The sequence below is a fragment of the Aquibacillus halophilus genome, from assembly GCF_009649745.1.
Classification (GTDB): domain Bacteria; phylum Bacillota; class Bacilli; order Bacillales; family Amphibacillaceae; genus Aquibacillus; species Aquibacillus halophilus.
The window spans coordinates 13257-33403 of record NZ_WJNG01000025.1 but is presented as its reverse complement, the minus strand read 5'-3'; the positions used below and the strand labels follow the sequence as shown (position 1 = coordinate 33403).

Sequence of the window (20147 nt, the reverse complement as noted above, 5' to 3'; positions counted from 1 at the left end):
GCCGCCAGCGTTCGTCCTGAGCCAAGATCAAACTCTCCATAAAGTTTATGAGCTTGATTGCTCGTTCAAAAAACTAGCTTAATTTCTTACTTCACATACTGGTTGTTTCGTTCAGTTTTCAAGGATCAATAGTTGCGGTCATTTTTGCGACAGCTTATATATTATATCAAGTTAATTTGATAAAGTCAACAACTTTTTATATAATATTTTTCGTTTTTTACTTTGCCGCTTAATTAGGCGACTCAATTAATATAACACGTCCAACTAACGAAGTCAACAATATTTTGTCGAAATTTGTCGAACTGATGAAGCAGATATTTAATATATCATGAACAATGATAGATTGCAATAGCTAATCTAATATAAATATAGATTAAACAAACATCATATGCCGTCCCTATGTTGTACCGTTCAATTAGGTCTCTACATTATAATAGGAAGAAACAGAAAAGGAAGTGAGTTATATAACCCACTTCCTTAGTTTTTTGATTTAACTACTTTTCTTTAAGCCACCCTACACTCATCGTTCCATAACCTGTGTGAACACCAGCAACAGGGACCAACGGTTCAACCTCTACTTTAAGTTCATGATGTGCTTTTTCTATTTCTTCTTTCCATTTATAAGCTTGTTCTTTAACACCAGCGTGAATAATACATATTTCTTTTAATTGATGTTTCTCAACTGCCTCATCAATAATCTGAAACAGTCTTCTTATAGCTCTCTTTTTATTTCTTATCTTCTCAGAAACAACTACTTTTCCGTTATCAAATTTTAGTAACAAATTAATATTCATCAACGTAGCAAAAACAGATTGAGTTGTACTTACTCTTCCGCTTTTTTTAAGTTGATCTAAATTCGCTGGCAACAAATACATTTCAGCAAGTTCAGGGTATCTCTTCATGTTCTCTATAATTTGATCATACTGTTTTCCTTCTTTTTGAAGTTGAAGACCATTTCGGATCATCTTGCCCAAGGGATACGAACCAATTTTAGAATCGACTACTTCTACAGGAAATCCCGTCATTTCTGAGGCACTAATTGAGCTCTGGTATGTACCAGTAAGTTCGCTAGAAGCATGTACGGCAATTCCGCAATCATATTCTTCTTTTAACTTCTCATAGAGGCTAATGAAATCACCGTAACTCGGTTGGCTTGTCTTAGCACCATCCCCATGTTCCTTCAATAGTGAGTAAAACTCATCTTTAGTTATATCGATATCATCTTTATATGACTTTCCATTTACAATAACACTAAGTGGTAATACATGAATTTCATGTTCTTTTATAAAATCTAATGGCAATCCACATGTACTATCAGTAATCCAAGCGATTTTCATTGTTTTTCCCCTTTAGATAAGTTTGTCTTACTTAAACTTTATTTAGGATTGTTTAACTCTACTGCTTTCAGTTTATTTTATATTTCAGTATATAAATAGTGACAAATGTCATTATTCAACAAAAACAGACTATATTAAGCAAAACGATAATAAATTAAAATAAAGGTTGCTAATACAAAAATAAAGTTTAGAAAAACAAACACCATCTGATCTAAAGTTGTTTTGTGAATTTTGATTGGTGGATGATAAAATGACACTCCTTCAATAATAAAGATAATTAATACAATGTGAATCATTGCATGTCCAATAATTTCTGTTAACCCGAAAATCGTTGTAGTAAGTATGAAGATCACCGTAACGACAATAGCTAAAATACGATTAAGTATCCCTACTACAAGTAGATACCCTACGACAAATTCGATGAACGCAGCAAGAACAATGAAAACCGCTGGTTCAAAACCAAACGTTGGTACTCCATGTGTCTCTATAATATTGATAGTCATTTCTGGATAAACCCATTTCTCTACAGCAACCCAACAGAGGCTTAAGCCAGTGCCTAAGTATAGAAAAGGAAATCCCCATTTTTCTAATTTCGTATTACCTATTAACAGGACACCGATTATCGCGATATAAAACCCGTAGTCCAACATGTAAAACCATCCTGTTTCAGTCCATTCATACACAAATAAGGCTAACATGACTAATGCAGCTAATTTAGTTGAAATATGATGTGGAATTAATAAGCCAACTATAATTATCCACATTAGAACTGCTTCCCATGTGTAGTCGATTACAAAGTCAGGAGCAAACATAGTACCTGACAAGACTTGAATGATAAATGCAAAGGCTGTCCCGTATTTTAGAATATACCTGGAATACTTTCTCCATCCAGCAAGGGTAAGGTCCATCTCTTTTGCAAGAGGAATGTCCATTAATCGATTCATTACCTGGGATAAGACGGCAAGTAATATAGCTATAAATAAAGAGATAGTTATAAAAAGTGGAGATAAAATCTGTTCGATAGTTACCTTTTGAGGTTCGACAGTAGCAAACCATTTCACATGAGCTAATGTGAATATAGGAGTAAACAAGACTAAAACAACTATGATAAATGAATACAATCGTTTTTTCATATAAATCTCCTTTCTTAGAGTTTGACATGTTTATTATCCTCATATTTACTGTGATTATGACAATGCATTACCTTAATTAAAACATTCAATATGGATAGATACCATATAAGTGCAATATAAAAACCCCATTCCTAAATAATTTCAGGAAAGAGGTCTATTTGGTCTTTATTATTATACATTTTCTTTTCATAATATAGCCCCATTTTTACTTGGATTAATATAGCACTTTTCCACTTGATATTTTCATTAATTATTTAGGGCGTCTTTCTATCACTTCTTGATGTATCTCAAATTCATTAAACAAAAGATTATCCTCCTTTTACCTTCCCTTATTTATTCCGTCGATCAATCACTAATTGTTGGATCTCGTATTCGTTTATCATGTATATCACTTCCTTAATCTTCTAAGTAGTTAAATTATAGCTAGTTACGATTGGATCCTTAACGGTAGCCAGATTGATTTTTTGTCAGACCGTGGTCTGATTTTAATCTAAGACCTGGATATGTTCTCGAAATTCAATAAAGAAAACCTCTTCCAGCATTATAGGGAAGAGGTTTTAACAGTTAATTATAAGATTGTTCATTAGGATCACGCCCTTTACTATTAGGTATAAAACGATATTTGATTTAGGTTTTAAATTACTGGATTAATCTTGGACGCCTTTCGTTCACTTGTTGCTGAATCTCAAACTCATTAAACATTACTAATCACCCCCGTTTATGTTATTAGCAAAGCTCTATCGTCTTTCGATAACTGATTGTTGTACTTCATATTCGTTTATCATGGTTACTACCTCCCTTGCTTCTTTGTTAATTTAATTATAGCTAGCAATTAATCACTTCTAAACGGCAGTCCGGTTGAAATTTAGTCATCCTTAAGTCTGATTTGCACCTCAGTCCTCTAAGCATTTGGTAAGTTTTTATCAAAATAATTATCGGCTAATAAGGAAAGATAAAAGGAAAACTGGAGGTTATTAACTTGGAATTAGGTGAATTAGTTTTAAGAATTGCACTAGCTTTTACTGTCTTATTAATAATGACTAGAATCATGGGGCGTAAAGAACTAGCACAAATGACATTTTTTAATTTTGTTTCTGCAATCGCAATCGGTTCAATTGCAGCAAATCTAGCTGTAAATTCAAATTTAAGCATTACGAACGGGGTATGGGCTTTAATTGGGTGGAGTGCGCTTACTGTAGTGATGGGATTTATCCATATAAAATCAAAAGCTGCAAGTGTTTTAGTTCAGGGTCAACCATTAATCCTTATTAAGGATGGCCAAATTATGGATGATGTAATGGGGAAAGCGCGAGTTAGTCTAGATAGTTTAAATGCAATGTTAAGAGAACAAAAGGTATTCTCTGTATCAGACGTTCAATACGCTGTCTTTGAAACAAATGGAAAGCTATCATTAATGATGAAGGATAATAAGCAAAACGCCACCAGATCGGATGTTGGTGTGCAAAAGACCGCTAATGACCTATTTGCAATTCCCACTGCGGTTGTTTCAGATGGAACAGTTAATAAAAAGAACCTAACCAATTTAAATTTAGATGAGGATTGGCTCAATCAACAGCTGTCACAAGCAGGGATTACTGATATTTCAAATGTCTTCTATGCAGAAGTTCAGAAAGACGGTTCTTTATATATAGACAATAAAAATGATGTTATCCATTAAAAAAAGAAGTGATGAAATAGTTTTTCTATTTCATCACTTCTTTGATTTCTTGTAAAAACTGTTCTCCAGTTATGGTAGGTTCACCACCACCTTGAGCTAGCTCCTCATTGCCTCCACCTTTGCCGTCGATAATCAACAAAGAATTTTTAATTAACTCACTCATACTAAGGTTAACCTCACTACCTCTAGCAACTACTAGTTGCAATTTGGCCTTTGTTGTATTTATGAGAATAGCTACTACATCTTTTTTGTTTCCAACAACTAGTTTAGCAATTTTTTGCAGTTCTTTCATAGAAAGTTCATCAAAAACTTTACCAACTACATTTGTTCCATTTATTACTTCATAGTTATTCGTTAGCTCTGTTACTTCATAGTTAAATAATTTTTCTCTAGTTTCTTGAAGGGATTTCCCCATTTCTTTTTCGTTTTTTAACAACCGTTCTACCACTGTAACTAAATTTGCTTCAGGGGAGCTCAACAATTGATTCAATTGATTTATAATCGATTGCTTTTTTCCTAGTTGATTTCTTACTCTATCTCCGCAAACAAATTCTAACCGAATTCTTTGTCGTTGCTTCTCCCAATTCAACAATTTAATTGCAACTACCTGACCAGTTGTATCAGGATGTGTTCCACCACAACCATTGTAATCAAACCCCGGAATGATCACGAGACGTATATTTTCTTCAACAGATAACTCTTTTCTAAGTTCGTATTGATCTACTTCCTCTTTATTCATCCATCTGGCTTCAATAGGTCGATTCTCTAGTATAATTTGATTTGCATACCCCTCAGCTTTTTCAGCATCACGTAAAGATAGCTCTGGTATGTCCAAGTCGATAGTACATAGCTCTTTACCTAAATGAAAACTAACTGTTTTGAATCCGAATAACTCTTCAAAGGTGGCAGATAAAATATGTTGTCCGGCATGCTGCTGCATATGGTCAAAACGTATTAACCAATTTATTTCACCCTTAACATTATCAATTTCATCTATTGGCGCTTGTACATAGTGGCGTACTTCTCCCTCAACGTCATCGACGCGTTCAACATTTGACCCATTTAATGAACCTATGTCATGAGGTTGACCACCACCTGTTGGGTAAAAGGCTGTTTTGTCTAATACTACATACCATTTCCCTTCGTGATCCTGCCTTTGCTTGATAACTTTTGCTGTGAATGATTTAATATACGGATCTTTATAAAATATCTTTATTGTCATTAGCTAATTCACTCCTAGTTTTATTGAGCTTGATAAGTTAGTTAAATTACTTCTTCTTTGCCTTCCCAATTTACCGTTACTCTTATTATTTTACCTTTTATTCAACTACAGGGAAATGAGGTGCGTAACAATTCTCCTCCATGATAGGAAAAGTTCCAAAAGGATATTTTTTTAGTATTTTAAATAGAAGTGATAAGATAATTATAATAGTAAAACAGGAAACATGGAGGGAGATAATAACATGACTTTTCAAGATAAAGTAGTAATCGTAACCGGAAGTGGTAATGGGATTGGAAAATCTCTTGCACTTTCTTATGCAGAGGCTGGAGCCAAAGTGGTTATTGCCGATGTGGATAGACAAGCAGCTGAAAACACTTTAAAAGAAATAAAAAACAAAAATGGCCAGGGCCTAGTGATTGAAACAGATGTCCGTGATCCAGAGCAAATTGTTCAATTAATGGCAAAAACATCTACACATTATGACCAAATTGACATTTTGATTAACAATGCTGGTGTTTCTCGTTTTAAATCTATTTACGACCTCTCCGTTGATGAGTGGGACGATGTTATCAATATTAATCTTCGAGGAACATTTCTTTGTGCAAGGGAAGCGGCCAAATACATAAGAAAAAACGAAAAGGGCGGTTCGATCGTCAATATTGCCTCCACACGAGCATTTATGTCGGAAAAAAATTCCGAAGCATATGCTGCTACCAAAGGAGGGATTTCAGCTTTAACACATGCACTTTCTCTTTCATTAGCCGATGATTTTATTACAGTAAATGCAATTAGTCCTGGTTGGATAGCAACTGGAGACTACCAGGAGCTGAGAGAAATAGACCATCAACAACATCCTGCTAAACGTGTAGGCAAACCAGAAGATATCGCAAGGGCATGCTTGTTTTTAACAGATCCTCTGAACGACTTTATTACAGGCGAAAACATAATCATTGATGGTGGTATGACTAGAAAAATGATTTACGAACATTAATCATAGATAGCTATGGAAAGAGCCAGTTGTTTTATCAAAACTGGCTCTTTCCATAAATGGCCACTATTTTATTTCATAAAATAACCAATCAGAGATTTCTCCGCCCATTTTCTCATATAACTTTTGGGCAACTTCATTGTCTTTACCTGTTTCCCAAGTCATCGAGCAAAAGTCATTGTCACGTACATAGGACAAACATGTTTGAAATAAACGCTCTCCTAGTTGATTTCCCCTAGCATCAGCAGTTACAAATAGATCATTTAAAATTGCTTGTTGCTTCACTTTTAGTGTACTGAATGTGAAGTATAACGTCGCAAATCCTAAAAGCCCACCTGCTTGATTAACAGCAACAAACTGTAAACCAAGCTTAGGATCATCTATTAGATTTTTTATTAATGTTTTTAAGTCTTGTTCATCAGGTTGTTTTTGCTTATAAAAATGAACGATATATTCTCGCATTAATTCATATAACTGCGGCAAGTCGGTGTTAGTTGTTCGTCTTATGTGAACCGTTTTGGTCATCATTTAACCCCCTTTAATTTGTAGTACTCTTGTTCTAACAAACTGTATAAAGCAGAGTCACGCCAGCCATCTTTAATTAGGATATCATCTCGTATGACCCCCTCTTTTACCATTCCTACTTTTTCTAACACTCTAGCTGACCCTACATTTCTAGGGTCACACGTTGCAAAAACACGGTGAAGATTTAGTTGTTTGAATCCTAACTCAATCAACTTAGCCGCAACCGTTGTCGCAATACCCCTCCCCCAATAGTCAGGGTGAATGATATAGGATATTTCTCCACTCCTATTCTCAACATCTCGAATATTTATTTCACTAGCGCCAATCAAGCTTCCTGTTTCATTTTCAACGACAGCAAGCGCGTAGCGAATTCTAGGATCTTGTTTGGCATCCTTAACTACCTGCTCGACAAATCCCTTCGAGTCGTTGCTACTATTTGGTCCCCAAGGGGCATACTGGGAAACAATGTCCTGTGAAGCATAAGCATGAACAGCTTTCCAATCGTCAATTTCGAATTCTCGTAAGTCTACCTTTGTTATTAATCTCATCCCTGCAATTCTCCTAAACTAAAAGATAACTACTACCTAGCCTGATTTTCAAGAAAAAAAGATTACTTATAAATTTTTAGACAATAACGTCCGCCTTTAATATAATTAATGATTCTTTTATTATACAATAGTATTAATATTGACAGCGAGGAGATAGACAATGAAATATAAAATTGAGATAGCAGTAATAACCTGTATTACTTTATTACTAATAGGTGATTATTTCTCTACTTTTGTTCTAGCAAATGGCATATCTAAATGGATATTACTTATTGTTATAGTGGTGTTATTCACACGTAGTAAAAGATGGAACAGAAAGGATAACCCAACAAGTGGCTATAAATGGCATCTTTTTTTAATTCTTTACACTGTTTTAATTATTGGAATTCTAACTTTATTAGGAGGTAAGTCTCAAGTAGGTATTTCATTCTACAATCCATTTTTCTGGATTATAATGGGCATAGCTATGTTAGAAATGGTTTATTCAGCAAGGAAGAAGGATAAAGGAGATTAATCATGAGAATTGCAATTATTGCTGATACACACATGCCAAAACGAGCCAAAAGCTTACCTAAAAAATTGATCGAGGAATTAGTAAATGTTGATCTTATCCTTCATGCTGGTGATTGGCAGACTAAGGATGTTTGGCAGGAGTTAACTCGTTATGCACCTGTTGAAGGAGTAATTGGAAATGTGGATAATCAAGATTTACATAACTTATTTGGCAAGAGGCAAGTATTTGATTTTGGAAAACTATCGATTGGATTGATCCATGGAGATGGCAAATCAAAAACAACAGAAAAAAGAGCATTGGATGCATTTGCATTCGAAGATGTCGATATTATCATATTTGGTCATTCGCACATACCAGTTTTAAAGGAACAAGACGACATTATTCTATTTAATCCGGGCTCACCAACGGATAAACGAAGGCAGCCCATGTATTCTTACGGTATCATTGAAATTCAAGAAACCATCCTCTTAAAACATGTATTTTTTGAAGATAAGTCTTAACACGAGATTCCCAAATGTACTAAAACACTAAATTTCAAGCCTTATCATGATTCCTATTTGCCTTGGCTTGCACGAGCACCAAGTTCTTTTTGGGCGAAAATGCTAACAAAATTATACTAAACAACAATAAGCTAACACCGATCCAAGAAGTAGCTGTCAGTAGTTCTCCAACAATAAAAACACCTAAAATTGTGGCTGTTAAAGGTTCTGCTAACGATAACGTAACAGCTGTCGAAGCCGTAATCTCACGAAGTCCTTTGGCAAATAAAAGATAAGCTAACCCTGTGGCGATAACACCTAGAAATAAACTTGTTGTCAGCCCATTTTCCTGCATAACCCAGGAAACATCAAAAATGAAAAGTACCGGAGATATTAGTAAAGCACCAAGCGTGAACACAACGGCTACCGCTTCTTCTGGACTTCGTTTCGCTAGTAATGGTTTATTTATAATTGTATAAATAGCAAAAGTAAGACCAGCTCCAAGTGCCATTAATATGCCAATCGGATCAACTGTTATAGATTCTTCGTTCACAAATAATAGACTGCACCCTGCTATTGCAAAAAAAGTTGCAAGCCACCACTTCCTCGGTGGTAGGCGTCTATACATTATCCATTCACCGAAACCTGCCATTATCGGAGCACTACCGATTGCTACAACCGTGCCAATTGCAACTCCAGTAATATAGACTGCGGAAAAAAATAGCGGTTGGTACAATGCCATGCATAATGCTGCAATCCAAACCTCTTTTCCTGTCCAACTAGACAGCTTTAACGTACCTTTTATTGACACAAAAATTAAAAGAGACAAGCCTCCAATCGCTAAACGGATGGCACCAAAAGCAACTGGGTTCGATTCTTCCGGTGCAAATGTTTGGACGGTTCCGGTAGTTCCCCATAGCATTGCAGCCAATAATACGAATAATGGAAATAATTTTTCTTTCAAGTTAACACCTCGAGACCAGTTTACTACTAGATTGATAAAACAGTAGAATTTGAGCTTAGCTAGTGTACTTTTTCAAAAGCCAATCGTATCCCGAATCCAATTAACACAACCCCTGTAATTCCCTCGATTGCTCTTTGGGTAGAAGTTTTTTTCATAAATACGTAGATTTGGTTAATTAACAAAACATAAAGAAAATACCATATGGCTGCCAACACAGTATAAGTGATTCCAAGAAAAAGAAATTGACCGATTACATGACCACTAGCATCAACAAATTGAGGTAAAAAGGTTAAGAAAAAAACAGCAATTTTGGGATTGAGTAAATTGGTTAGAAATCCTTGCCTAAAACAATTCACCTTTTTGCTCCCTGTTTTATTTATTTCTTTTTCGTCTAAAAAACCAGAGTGCCTTTTTGTTAAAGACCACAACGATTTTATCCCTAAGTAAATTAAATAAAGAGCTCCAATATATTTCAGTACCGAGAACAACACCGCTGACTTAACAATGATTGCAGATATACCAGCAACTGCAGCTAGCGTATGAGTCAAAATAGCCGATACTGTTCCAAGGCTAGATTTAAGCCCTTCAATTTTCCCATAGGCAATCGTATTTTTAGTAGCAACCGCCGTATCTGGACCAGGCAGAAGAATCAAAAGCACAGACATTATTAAATACAAAGAATAGTTCTCCAACGCACTTCACCTCGTTAAAATTAAAAATAACACGTTTCATTCACAGAGTACAGGCTATGTAATTGGACGGTTGAACAAAAAAACACACTACAATCAGGGTTGATGTAACGAATTATTAAGCTTTTTTAGTAATTTTAACTTGATTTAGCTTGTTGTCTTCTATTTCTATTATTTCAAAATGCAAATGATGATACTCTAATTGCTCACCTTCTTGGGGTATATAGCCAAACTCTTTAAATAAAAAGCCAGCCAGGATGTCCTCTTCCTCTGGAATTTTCGTTTTAAAAACTTCATTTAACCGGCGAATTGCTAGTTTTCCATGACAGATGATGTGCGAGTCTGTCAATTCATCAATCAGAACATCCTCCAACTCATCTGTTTCATCCTCAATTTCTAAACCTATCATCGCTTCAATGATATCTTCATTAGTAATGATTCCAGTAGTTCCTCCGTATTCATCAATTACAGTTGCCAGATGTTTTTTTTCCTTTAGCATCATTTTAAAAACCTTTTCAATAGAAGCTGTTTCTGCCACAAAGAGCGGGTCGAGGTCAGTAAAGTCCTTCAATTTTTGGTTTTGATCTAAAGACCACTTTAGTAGAAGCTTCGAATGAAAGACCCCAACTATATTATCCATATTTTCTTTATAAACAGGATACCGGGTATAACTATTTGATAGCACAACTTCTCTAGCTTGTTCAAATGAAGATTCTAACGGAATACCTTCTATGTCCATTCTTGGAGTCTTTAATGCATCTCGGACATCCTTGCTATAAAAATCAATGGCACCTTTAATATGGTGAGTTTCATCACTCTGAAATGTTCCTTCGGTCAAGGCAATATCGACCATAGTTTTTAATTCTTCCTTAGATACTGTAGTTTCTTCTGTCCTTCCCTTAGACAATAGTGAGATAATCATACTAGTGAATTTGGACAATAAAATAGTTAGTGGCTTAAGAATAATCACCAAAAAACGGATAAATGGTGCTACATAGTAGGCAACCCTATCTGAAAATGTTGCAGCAATTGATTTAGGAAGTACCTCAGCGAATACTATCAGGAAAAAAGTTAAAATGGCAGTAGCAATTCCAACACTAAATCCATGCTCAATTGCAACAATTGTAACTAGAGTCGGTAGCATAATATTAGATATGTTGTTCCCAATTAAAATAGCAGTTAGTAATTCATTAGGCTTAGATAGCAACTTTAATAATTTTTTTGATGGAACATCATCATTCTCAGCCTTCGAATATACCTTCATTCGGTTAACAGCGGTAAGGGCTGTTTCGCTTCCTGACAAGAAAAAAGACATAAGGATAAAAAAAACAATGGCAATAAACAATTGGATCCTCCTAGCTATTTACGAAAAGGTTATTACTTATTATTTGTTACTTTTGATGAATTATCATAACCAAAGATATAGAACTTTTCGAGCTAATTAAAGTAAGAGTTAATATCTCTTTTGGTTTTCAATAGAATGACTTGGTTACTTAAGTTTTTCTTTTTAAAATTAGTTAACCGAATCTCCATCATAGCTTTACGCTTGTGATAGGTGGTAACTATGAACTTCAGAAATTCCCAGTCCATTTTTTCTTTACAATCTTTACCCATGTCGATACGGGTTTTACCGCGGTTATTTATCCATCGTTTTAAAACACGGAACACACATATATAAAGGGGAAGCTGAAGGTAAATAATTGTATCAGCACGATTTTCACGAATGTCAAATGTACTGCTATAGTTACCTTCAATGATCCATTCTTCTTGTTGTACTATTTCTCGTTGTTTAGTAGAAAATTTATTGAAGCTAGTTTCAACCCAACCCGGTTCCCAATAAATAGCATCTAAATGGTAAGCATTTATATCTAATGAAGCGGAAAGTTTTCTTGCGAATGTGGATTTCCCAACACCTGCAGAAACCCCGATTACCATTATTCGTTTCATTCGAGTTCTCCCTTTTAGTAGACTGGTCATTTACAATTTTTGATAATCGCTTTGTAATAGCCCGTAGATGTCAACATCCTGATACTCTCCCCATTTTATAATGTCTTGTTTTAGCGTACCTTCATAGGACATTCCAATTTTTCCCATCGCTCTTGTCGATGCCTTATTCTTACTCATTGCTGGGGCATAGATGCGATTTAAATTAAGTTCCTCAAATCCAAATTTGATCATTCTTTTGCCAGACTCCTGAGCATATCCTTTATTCCAATAATCTTTACCTACCCAGTAAGCAAGCTCTCCCTTGTTATGCTGCTTATCTATTCGAAGTGTCATTGTGCCAATTAAAAGATTATCATCTTGAAGTACAATCGCTAGTGGATACGCCAGGTTTTCATCGATTAACTGCACACTGTTCCGAATCCATGATTCAGCATCACCAAAAGTGTATGGGTGTGGGATTGAAATGGTCGTTTCCGCTATTTCCTTCATCCCTGCTAATTCTTTTGTTCGTGCAGCATCTTCCATATCATATGGACGTAAAATTAAGCGTTTCGTTCTCAGTTCGATCATATTTATCCCTCTTCCTTTTAAATAATTCTAGCACATACCAGTGAATAACCTCTTAACTAACAATCAATACTAAAGATAGAATCTTTATTTTTCTATTAGATTGGAAGTTAGAAAATGGAATTACAACTAGTCGAAGTTTATATACCTGAAGAAGCACTAGAGGATTTACAAGAAAAACTTGAAGGTTTCCCCATTATATCGCATTGGCATTTTAAAGAATCTGAACAATATGAACTTGTACGAATATTAGTTAAAAAGACAAGTTCTGAAGAAATATTGAACTTTCTAGAACAAAATGCCAAGTACAACGATAAACTAAAAGCACTTTTGTTTACTGTCCAGACCTATATCCCCCGTATCATTGAAGAAGAGGAAGAAAAGAAAGAGCAAAATACAAAAGCAGAAATGATTCGGGCCAGTCGCCATGAATTATATACCGTTGTCCACTCATCTAGTGAAATCACAAGAAGTTTTACGTGGTTTTTATTTTTATCTGCCATTGTAGCAGCTGCTGGCATAATAAAAAACAGTCCAGCCATCGTAATTGGCGCAATGGTGATAGCACCACTGATGGGTCCATATACATCGGCCGCTTTTGCTTCGGTTCTCGGTGACTATAAACTTATGCGCCAATCAGCTATTACATCACTATACGGGCTCTCTGTTCCTTTAGTGATTTCGGCGCTTTTTGGCTTCTTTTTTCAATTGCCCATAAATAGCAATGAGTTCCTTGCTCGAACAAACATTGAGTTTATCGATATTGCTGTAGCACTTGCTTCCGGAGCAGCTGGAGCACTTTCCTTTGTAAAAAGAATGTCAGAAGCATTAGTTGGTGTCATGGTTTCCGTTGCACTATTACCACCAACGGTTGTCTTTGGAATGATGTTAGGATCTGGGGAGTGGTCTGCAGCATTAACACCGCTTTTGTTATTACTTGTGAACATAAGCTCAATTCTCTTATCTGCAATCCTTGTGTTTTGGTTAAGTGGGATAAAACCTGTTAATTGGAAAGAAATACAGGTAGCAAATACTTCTAGGAAGTTTGCTTTATTGTTTGTTAGTTTTATCATTTTGATTTTGTTTGTCGTTATCTATTTTATTTCTTTTTAAAACAAGCTGTAAAATGGAACCTGAGTCTTTAATTCTATCTGAAAATGAAAAAGAAGCAAATAAAAAAAACAGATCAAGAGAAAGCCTAATTGATCTGTTTTCCTTATTATTTATTTAGCAAGTGCTTTTACAAGCACATCAATATTTTTATACATTAAACTAAAGTAGTCCTCATTATTTTCTATATCTTCTTCCGTTAGGACTGATAAGTTATGAATTTTAAGTGGCTCAACTTTAACTTCGTTTTGGATAACTTCGGCCACTTTTGGAGTTACATTTTGTTCAAAGAAAATGTAATTTATATTATTTTCTTTGACCTTTGTAATTACTCTTTCTAGCTCTTTATGGGATGGTTCATTAGACGGGGAAATGCCCGTTATGGCAATCTGCTCAATACCATATGCTTTTTCCCAATACCCATATGCTGCGTGAGCAACTAATATTTTACTCTGTTTCTTTGATTCTACTTTATTATGAAACTCCTTATCTAATTCTTCCAAATCTAACTTTAATTGATTAAAGTTAGTTGTGAACTCTTCAGCCAATTCGGGTTTCACAGAAATTAAAGTTTCTGTGATGTTTTCTGCAAGTGTAATAGCACGAATCGGATCTAACCAAACATGGGGGTCCATATCTCCATGGTCGTGAGTCTCTTCCTCACTATCTTCAGTATCGTCATGACCATGAGCAGCTTCTTCACCGTGTTCAGCTTCATCATGACCATGAGCCTCTTCCTCACTGTGTTCAGTATCGTCATGACCATGAGCCTCTTCCTCACTGTGTTCAGCTTCATCATGACCATGAGCCTCTTCCTCACTGTGTTCAGCTTCATCATGACCATGAGCCTCTTCCTCACTGTGTTCAGCTTCATCATGCACATGGTTTAATAGATTCACACCATGAGCAGCCTCTGCTACTACCGTGTCCTCATCTTCAATCGCTCCAATAATTTTTTCTGCATAGGCTTCTAATCCGGCTCCATTATAAAAGAACACATCAGCTTCCGCAATATCTACCAAAGTCTTAGAGGTAGGTTCATAAGTATGTGGATCTGTCCCAGCCGGTAGAATTGAAACAACTTCTACGTGCGATCCACCAATTTTGTTAACAAAATCCTCAATAGGATAAAGTGTTGTGAAAACTTTTAAGACTTCATCTTGCTCTTTACTGTCAGTTTTACTGTCAGTTTGAGATGCTTCCTCAGAACCACATCCAACAAGGAAAGTGATAAGTATTAAAAAAAAGATCATTGCTGTTTTCATTTTCATTTTAGTTCTCCCCTTTTCAACATCGCACCCAAATTATATCGTAATCATTCCGTTTTGTAAATAATAATCGTTACGTTTTATATAGCTGATTTACGTACCACATTAAGATTAGATAATAAATAGTCCCAGGCTTTTTCTTCTTAATTCCTATATCTCGTTCAACTTTACAAAAGGCTGTTTTCTAAAAGATTGTTGTTTTTGTCACACATCCATAAACTGTGTCGTAACTAATATGTTGATTTGCGCTCCGGGCAGTCGCTTTCCGCGGGCAACGCTTCAACTTCCTCGGAAGAATACCACTTCCTTGAAAAAGGAAAACACTTTTTCTGCGTGCGATGTATCGCTTTCGAAGCGTTTTCTTGTCCTGCGGGATTTTCAGCCGTCGCTTTTCCCGCAGGACTTGAATTATCTTCCTGAATCAACACCGCACGAAGAAAATTGGTTTGTATTTTTGAGGAGTCGACTGCCCTATGCTCCAATCAACCATTACATAAGAGTAAACAGCTGTTGTGTTATTGAAGTTATTAAACACAACATTATACTACGTGCAGATAATCAAAGACTCTCAAAAATACAATCTTTTCTTCGAGAGAGTAGTTATATTTCATGTAATAAACGTTTCATGGTGTTGTATCTCACTTGAACAGAAAGCTAATTTAGCTGTGGAAAAATGCGAGACTCCTATGGGAAAGGAACAGTCCGAAGATCCCACAGTGAGCGCTTTTTGGGCCTGCGGTTACTCGGCCCATCGAAAACATTTGCTCGCGAGGAAGCTGAGGCGTTCCCCATGGAAAGCGAGTGTTTTTCAACAGCGCTGATAAAGCACTAATCTTATAAAGGTGGAAAAGAAACAGTTACGTCGCATTTTACATCAAGTACGAAATTAAAAAGCAACAAAAACTGGGAAAAGAGTTTTACAAAAACTTAACATTGATAAAATTGAAATTCAATCTTCAATATATTACAATTAATATCGAAAATCGATATTGTCTACCAATATTACTAAGGATGATCCAAATGGAAGATCGAGTGCTTCGCAAATTGTTTTTAGGGTTTATCCAAATCCATATCTTGCATCACGCAAAAGAACATCCCATTTATGGAGTTTGGATGGTAGACGAGCTCAGAGAACACGGCTATCAAATAAGTTCAGGTACGTTATATCCAATTCTCCATCAAATGGAAGCTGATGGATTACTTATGAAGCAAGAACAGAATGTAAGTGGAAAGATAAGAAAGTATTATTCAACAACAGATAAAGGGATGGAAACCTTAAAGGAAGCAAGAATAAAGGCATACGAATTATTTAAAGAAATTAAATAGAACTTAGATACTCAAAGAGGTGAAGTTACTTGGAGAAGAAAGAAAATAAATTATTAGTTTTATGGGAGATATTATTAATTTCCACACGACTTGGCTTTACTTCCTTCGGTGGACCAATTGCTCATCTTGGCTACTTTCATGAGGAATATATTCGCAGGAAAAAATGGATGGATGAAAAAAGCTACGCTGATCTAGTAGCACTCTGTCAATTCTTACCCGGACCTGCCAGTAGTCAAGTGGGAATGGGAATAGGAATTGTCCGAGGAGGTGCATTAGGTGGAATGGTTTCCTTTTTCGGATTCACCTTCCCATCTGTTATCGCACTTATGGTATTTGCTCTACTAATGAAGAATTTCGCTATCGCAGATGCCGGATGGATTCATGGGTTGAAAATTGTTGCAGTAGCAGTAGTTGCCCACGCCATCATTGGTATGGCCAAGAAATTAACACCTGACTTGAAACGCAAGACAATCGCACTTGTTGCCATAGTTGGAACACTGTTATGGCAAACTGCTTACACACAAATTGGAATTATTCTTGTAGCTGCTATTGTTGGGTTTGTCCTGTTTACCAATAAATCAGAACAAGAAGAAAGTAATATTTCTGTGCCAATCTCTAAAAAATTTGCAACGTTCAGCTTGCTATTATTTTTTGGACTGCTTATCTCTTTACCTATCATTAGAGAACTAACAGCTAATAATTGGATTGCAATGATTGATAGCTTCTATCGATCTGGTTCACTCGTATTTGGAGGAGGGCATGTTGTCTTGCCACTTCTAGAAAGAGAATTTGTCCCTACCGGCTGGCTAACTGAACAAGAGTTCCTTGCAGGTTACGGGGCAGCACAAGCTGTTCCAGGACCTCTGTTTACATTTGCTGCTTATTTAGGTGCTGTGATTGGAGGATGGCAAGGTGGGCTATTGGCCACTTTTTCGATTTTCTTACCAGCGTTTCTTTTGATATTTGGAACGTTACCATTTTGGGGGTCTTTACGTGAAAACCCTAAAATGAGAGGAGCACTGATGGGGGTGAATGCAGCAGTTGTTGGAATTCTAATTGCTGCCTTTTATCAACCAATCTGGACTAGCTCTATATTAACTCCAATCGACTTCGCTTTTGCTGCTATTTTATTTAGCATGCTAGTCTATTTCAAGCTACCACCTTGGATAATTGTAGTAACAGGTGCATTAGGTGGATGGTTAATCAATTTAATCTAGCTTTTAGCCCCATCGGCAGAATGGGCTAAAGCTAGATCTTTTTTTTAACAAATCCTACTACTAGCATAACTATCGGGATTACTAATCCAAAAATTAAAGAAACAGGTATCCATGTGCTGGATAAAAAGATCCTTGTTGAAATTATATTTGGGCTTGCAAAAAAACCAAATACCATAATTACGTAAGCTAATGGGATCGTTGTTGTCTTGTAATTTTTTAAATTCAGTGTATGACTTACCCCAATTGCTACTACATAAAAACTGATTGTTATTTTAAAGAAAATAGTAAAGAACCAAATAATTGCGACAAGTATTTCAATCCGATCCAAGAAATCGGCTACACTAATCTTTTTACCTAAAACATATGTAGGATACACATTCCTTGCGGTTATATCGGATCCTAATACTACTAAACACATGAGGGTCACTACTGTTAGTAATAATCCACCAATTGTCATCCCAACCAAGAAGCCTCTCCCTGCTTTCTGTTTATTAACGTGTTTCATAATGGCTAACATAACAACCAATTCTAAAAAAGGGTACCCCAATAATGGAATAACCCCAGCTAGAGTGGCTGCTATATTATTTTGTAGGACTGGTTGGATATGAGTAATTTCAGATTCAGGCAAGACCAAAGTGATTAATAAGATGATTGCTATAACTGTATAAGGAAAAAATATTTCAGCAGTTCTAGAAATCACTTCAATGCCCATCCTTACAGCAATTAGACAGGTAATGACAGCTAGCAGCATAATTACTTCAATCGGTGTATTGACTAATATTTGAGTTATGATAAAATCGCCCATTACCCTTAAATTACCAATAGCTATCTCAAAGAAAAAAACAATAAATAAAACAGACAGGAATTTACCAATCCACTTTCCAAATAAGTCTTCAAGCTGCTCATACAAATTTTTGTTTGGATGATTATTATCGATTAAGTAATATAAAAATACCAATCCAATTCCGAATAATGTAGCCAATAAAACAGAAAACCATCCGTTCTGTTGACCAAAACTAGCTGCAATAGATGGTACAATAATGATTGCTGTTCCTAACACATTCATAATAACAAGTATTGCAAACTGTGCACCACTAATTCTCACTTTTTCACTCAAAACGCTTCCTCCGATCAGATAGAGTGTCTATCTATTCAGATTACTTGATTCTGAAAGACTGTAGCATTGTTGCAATTGGTTTGGCAATGGGACCAACTAATTGATCCATAACCCTATTCATATGTGGAACGGGAAGATCTAAGGGTAGACTAATGGCACAATATAACCCGATAACAAATCCGACGAGAAGAGTCCATTTATCTTTTTTTGATTTGAGCTTTTTCACTTGACTGTATTCAAAACGAAATAGTATTAGTGATAATAGTAGGACGATGATCGCTATAAACATAACTATTCATCCTTTTCCTTTTTTTGTTCTATTTTTCCAATGAAGCTTTCTGTAGTGGTTCCTGTTCTTCGTATCTTCATATCCGCGTTAACAGTTATCTCGATATTCTGAAATTCTTCACTCCAATTCTCTTTCCATGTTTCCCACTTTTTTGGTTCAAACCGTCTTAGTACATCACCAAAACCAAATATGTCACTGTTAAACTCTTTAGCCTTGGCAATACTCCCATTAACAATCTCTTCAATTTTCTTTTCGAGTTTCTGTTCAATCTCAGTTAGTTTCTTTTCATCATTGATATCAATTTGGCAGGCCACTTCCCCTATACTTGCCTCGCTTTTTACATCAATAGTAATTTTCGGCGTTCCATTATCTGCAAGGCCTGTTAGTTTTGTGTTCGATTTAAAAACCTCCACAGAGATTGTTCCTGTCTGATCACATTCAACCCATCCTACCGTATTTAAAACATTATCCGTAATATAGTTAAAGCCTTTACTTTCACTTTCGTTTAACCAACCAACTAGTTTATCTCCCTTAAATACACCTATGTGATCAAGATGAACCTTAGCTGGTGAATCCACTTGCTGAACATTCTCTATATGATTTCCGGTCTCGGGCTTCCCTGAAATATATAAACCAGTTAATACCGCTTGTTTTCCAGGACTAGTTAGTGAACTAATCAGCTCATCTAACATAACAACTTTTGTCGGTGCCCAGTTGTCCTGTGATGTTTTAAGACTGGAAAATATCTTATCGGCTGGTACTTTCTCTATTGGAGTTAATACTTTTATTAAGTCCTCTGCGCTCATGTCCTTCGCTATTGCAAGGGAAAAATCTGTTCGCAATTCATGGTCCCTAGAAATAAAATCCAAACTATTAGCAAGGCCCTCTTCTTCCATTAGTTCTTGTCCGAAGATTATAATCCTTAGATGTGCTAAATATATTTTTCTTGGTGTGATGGTTGTTAAACGTCTAAGTGCTTCGAAAATAGTTTTACCTGTTGTAGAGTATGTGGTAACCACTGCTCTTGTTGTTAGTTGGCGGCCGGCAATTTCTCCGGGATTCATTATTTGCACAGTCAATTTATACCCATCTTCATGCTTGTCAATCCCTAAGGCGGTAGCTATAGCTAATTCACTAAGTTCACGTGAGCTCCAACATCCTGTTAGTGAAATACACAAAACAACAATACATAGTAAATGAACTACTTTTTGATTCATTTGTAAAAACCT

Annotated in this window: 21 protein-coding genes; 7 read left to right on the top strand and 14 right to left on the bottom strand. The window is 35.8% G+C overall.

Translation table 11 applies throughout. From position 1 onward, the window contains the following. Nucleotides 1-494: 494 nt before the first annotated feature. A complete protein-coding gene (locus GH741_RS20910; RefSeq protein ID WP_153738700.1) occupies nucleotides 495-1337 on the bottom strand; it encodes a DegV family protein in 843 nt (280 codons plus the stop codon). 134 nt (nucleotides 1338-1471) lie between these two features. Further along, nucleotides 1472-2470 (bottom strand): DoxX family membrane protein, encoded by a 999-nt coding sequence (locus GH741_RS20905; RefSeq protein ID WP_153738699.1) that lies wholly within the window; start codon nucleotides 2468-2470, stop codon nucleotides 1472-1474. A gap of 979 nt (nucleotides 2471-3449) precedes the next feature. On the opposite strand from GH741_RS20905, the gene GH741_RS20900 reads away from it, so the two are divergent. Further along, nucleotides 3450-4148, top strand: coding sequence for a DUF421 domain-containing protein (locus GH741_RS20900; RefSeq protein ID WP_153738698.1), 699 nt, complete (start codon nucleotides 3450-3452; stop codon nucleotides 4146-4148). A 25-nt stretch (nucleotides 4149-4173) separates the two neighbouring features. On the opposite strand, the gene GH741_RS20895 is transcribed toward GH741_RS20900, so the two are convergent. Beyond that, on the bottom strand, nucleotides 4174-5370 hold the full coding sequence (locus tag GH741_RS20895; protein WP_153738697.1) for an alanyl-tRNA editing protein: 1197 nt from the start codon (nucleotides 5368-5370) through the stop codon (nucleotides 4174-4176). Nucleotides 5371-5611: 241 nt separating this feature from the next. Between GH741_RS20895 and GH741_RS20890 the strand changes: the two genes are divergently transcribed. Next, complete coding sequence (locus GH741_RS20890; protein WP_153738696.1) at nucleotides 5612-6361, top strand: SDR family NAD(P)-dependent oxidoreductase; 750 nt, start codon at nucleotides 5612-5614, stop codon at nucleotides 6359-6361. Between the two features lie 63 nt (nucleotides 6362-6424). Here the strand turns inward: GH741_RS20890 and GH741_RS20885 are convergent, their stop codons facing one another. Both GH741_RS20885 and GH741_RS20880 read right to left on the bottom strand, forming a co-directional pair. Continuing rightward, nucleotides 6425-6883, bottom strand: coding sequence for a GNAT family N-acetyltransferase (locus GH741_RS20885; protein ID WP_338079593.1), 459 nt, complete (start codon nucleotides 6881-6883; stop codon nucleotides 6425-6427). Next, complete coding sequence (locus GH741_RS20880; RefSeq protein WP_153738694.1) at nucleotides 6883-7431, bottom strand: GNAT family N-acetyltransferase; 549 nt, start codon at nucleotides 7429-7431, stop codon at nucleotides 6883-6885. The genes GH741_RS20885 and GH741_RS20880 overlap by 1 nt, the downstream gene beginning before the upstream one ends. A gap of 160 nt (nucleotides 7432-7591) precedes the next feature. Here GH741_RS20880 and GH741_RS20875 point away from each other — a divergent pair, with 160 nt between their 5' ends. Both GH741_RS20875 and GH741_RS20870 read left to right on the top strand, forming a co-directional pair. Beyond that, entirely contained in the window at nucleotides 7592-7945 is a 354-nt protein-coding gene (locus GH741_RS20875) for a hypothetical protein (RefSeq protein ID WP_153738693.1), read from the top strand. 2 nt (nucleotides 7946-7947) lie between these two features. Beyond that, a complete protein-coding gene (locus GH741_RS20870) occupies nucleotides 7948-8445 on the top strand; it encodes a metallophosphoesterase family protein (protein ID WP_153738692.1) in 498 nt (165 codons plus the stop codon). A gap of 34 nt (nucleotides 8446-8479) precedes the next feature. On the opposite strand, the gene GH741_RS20865 is transcribed toward GH741_RS20870, so the two are convergent. The 5 genes from GH741_RS20865 to GH741_RS20845 all read right to left on the bottom strand — a co-directional run bounded on the left by GH741_RS20865 (nucleotide 8480) and on the right by GH741_RS20845 (nucleotide 12594). Beyond that, nucleotides 8480-9388 carry an EamA family transporter gene (locus GH741_RS20865; protein WP_153738691.1) on the bottom strand — a complete coding sequence of 303 codons (909 nt, stop codon included), beginning with the start codon at nucleotides 9386-9388 and terminating at the stop codon, nucleotides 8480-8482. 59 nt (nucleotides 9389-9447) lie between these two features. Beyond that, on the bottom strand, nucleotides 9448-10053 hold the full coding sequence (locus GH741_RS20860; RefSeq protein WP_170287682.1) for a LysE family translocator: 606 nt from the start codon (nucleotides 10051-10053) through the stop codon (nucleotides 9448-9450). A 142-nt stretch (nucleotides 10054-10195) separates the two neighbouring features. Continuing rightward, complete coding sequence (locus GH741_RS20855) at nucleotides 10196-11422, bottom strand: hemolysin family protein (protein ID WP_153738689.1); 1227 nt, start codon at nucleotides 11420-11422, stop codon at nucleotides 10196-10198. Between the two features lie 92 nt (nucleotides 11423-11514). Beyond that, nucleotides 11515-12024: a P-loop NTPase family protein gene (locus tag GH741_RS20850; RefSeq protein WP_153738688.1), complete on the bottom strand. Its 510-nt coding sequence runs from the start codon at nucleotides 12022-12024 to the stop codon at nucleotides 11515-11517. A gap of 30 nt (nucleotides 12025-12054) precedes the next feature. After that, nucleotides 12055-12594, bottom strand: coding sequence for a GNAT family N-acetyltransferase (locus GH741_RS20845; RefSeq protein WP_153738687.1), 540 nt, complete (start codon nucleotides 12592-12594; stop codon nucleotides 12055-12057). Between the two features lie 114 nt (nucleotides 12595-12708). Here GH741_RS20845 and GH741_RS20840 point away from each other — a divergent pair, with 114 nt between their 5' ends. Beyond that, on the top strand, nucleotides 12709-13704 hold the full coding sequence (locus GH741_RS20840) for a TIGR00341 family protein (protein WP_153738686.1): 996 nt from the start codon (nucleotides 12709-12711) through the stop codon (nucleotides 13702-13704). A gap of 110 nt (nucleotides 13705-13814) precedes the next feature. On the opposite strand, the gene GH741_RS20835 is transcribed toward GH741_RS20840, so the two are convergent. Further along, entirely contained in the window at nucleotides 13815-14972 is a 1158-nt protein-coding gene (locus tag GH741_RS20835) for a metal ABC transporter solute-binding protein, Zn/Mn family (RefSeq protein WP_240795586.1), read from the bottom strand. A gap of 1017 nt (nucleotides 14973-15989) precedes the next feature. Between GH741_RS20835 and GH741_RS20830 the strand changes: the two genes are divergently transcribed. Further along, nucleotides 15990-16295 carry a PadR family transcriptional regulator gene (locus GH741_RS20830; protein ID WP_153738685.1) on the top strand — a complete coding sequence of 102 codons (306 nt, stop codon included), beginning with the start codon at nucleotides 15990-15992 and terminating at the stop codon, nucleotides 16293-16295. A gap of 29 nt (nucleotides 16296-16324) precedes the next feature. Next, nucleotides 16325-17512, top strand: coding sequence for a chromate efflux transporter (gene chrA / locus GH741_RS20825; protein WP_153738684.1), 1188 nt, complete (start codon nucleotides 16325-16327; stop codon nucleotides 17510-17512). Between the two features lie 31 nt (nucleotides 17513-17543). On the opposite strand, the gene GH741_RS20820 is transcribed toward chrA, so the two are convergent. From GH741_RS20820 to GH741_RS20810, 3 genes are read right to left on the bottom strand one after another with little or no spacing between them, the layout of a single operon-like run. Further along, nucleotides 17544-18629 (bottom strand): GerAB/ArcD/ProY family transporter, encoded by a 1086-nt coding sequence (locus tag GH741_RS20820; RefSeq protein WP_153738683.1) that lies wholly within the window; start codon nucleotides 18627-18629, stop codon nucleotides 17544-17546. Nucleotides 18630-18669: 40 nt separating this feature from the next. Next, nucleotides 18670-18918 (bottom strand): hypothetical protein, encoded by a 249-nt coding sequence (locus tag GH741_RS20815; protein WP_153738682.1) that lies wholly within the window; start codon nucleotides 18916-18918, stop codon nucleotides 18670-18672. A gap of 2 nt (nucleotides 18919-18920) precedes the next feature. After that, on the bottom strand, nucleotides 18921-20135 hold the full coding sequence (locus GH741_RS20810) for a Ger(x)C family spore germination protein (protein ID WP_153738681.1): 1215 nt from the start codon (nucleotides 20133-20135) through the stop codon (nucleotides 18921-18923). Nucleotides 20136-20147 lie beyond the last annotated feature (12 nt).

Coding starts and splice junctions, on each gene's coding strand:
- GH741_RS20910 (WP_153738700.1), bottom strand. CDS start 1,337: ATGAAAATCGCTTGGATTACTGATAGTACATGTGGATTGCCATTAGAT.
- GH741_RS20905 (WP_153738699.1), bottom strand. CDS start 2,470: ATGAAAAAACGATTGTATTCATTTATCATAGTTGTTTTAGTCTTGTTT.
- GH741_RS20895 (WP_153738697.1), bottom strand. CDS start 5,370: ATGACAATAAAGATATTTTATAAAGATCCGTATATTAAATCATTCACA.
- GH741_RS20890 (WP_153738696.1), top strand. CDS start 5,612: ATGACTTTTCAAGATAAAGTAGTAATCGTAACCGGAAGTGGTAATGGG.
- GH741_RS20885 (WP_338079593.1), bottom strand. CDS start 6,883: ATGACCAAAACGGTTCACATAAGACGAACAACTAACACCGACTTGCCG.
- GH741_RS20880 (WP_153738694.1), bottom strand. CDS start 7,431: ATGAGATTAATAACAAAGGTAGACTTACGAGAATTCGAAATTGACGAT.
- GH741_RS20875 (WP_153738693.1), top strand. CDS start 7,592: ATGAAATATAAAATTGAGATAGCAGTAATAACCTGTATTACTTTATTA.
- GH741_RS20870 (WP_153738692.1), top strand. CDS start 7,948: ATGAGAATTGCAATTATTGCTGATACACACATGCCAAAACGAGCCAAA.
- GH741_RS20860 (WP_170287682.1), bottom strand. CDS start 10,053: ATGTCTGTGCTTTTGATTCTTCTGCCTGGTCCAGATACGGCGGTTGCT.
- GH741_RS20850 (WP_153738688.1), bottom strand. CDS start 12,024: ATGAAACGAATAATGGTAATCGGGGTTTCTGCAGGTGTTGGGAAATCC.
- GH741_RS20845 (WP_153738687.1), bottom strand. CDS start 12,594: ATGATCGAACTGAGAACGAAACGCTTAATTTTACGTCCATATGATATG.
- GH741_RS20840 (WP_153738686.1), top strand. CDS start 12,709: ATGGAATTACAACTAGTCGAAGTTTATATACCTGAAGAAGCACTAGAG.
- GH741_RS20835 (WP_240795586.1), bottom strand. CDS start 14,972: ATGAAAATGAAAACAGCAATGATCTTTTTTTTAATACTTATCACTTTC.
- GH741_RS20830 (WP_153738685.1), top strand. CDS start 15,990: ATGGAAGATCGAGTGCTTCGCAAATTGTTTTTAGGGTTTATCCAAATC.
- GH741_RS20815 (WP_153738682.1), bottom strand. CDS start 18,918: ATGTTTATAGCGATCATCGTCCTACTATTATCACTAATACTATTTCGT.
- GH741_RS20810 (WP_153738681.1), bottom strand. CDS start 20,135: ATGAATCAAAAAGTAGTTCATTTACTATGTATTGTTGTTTTGTGTATT.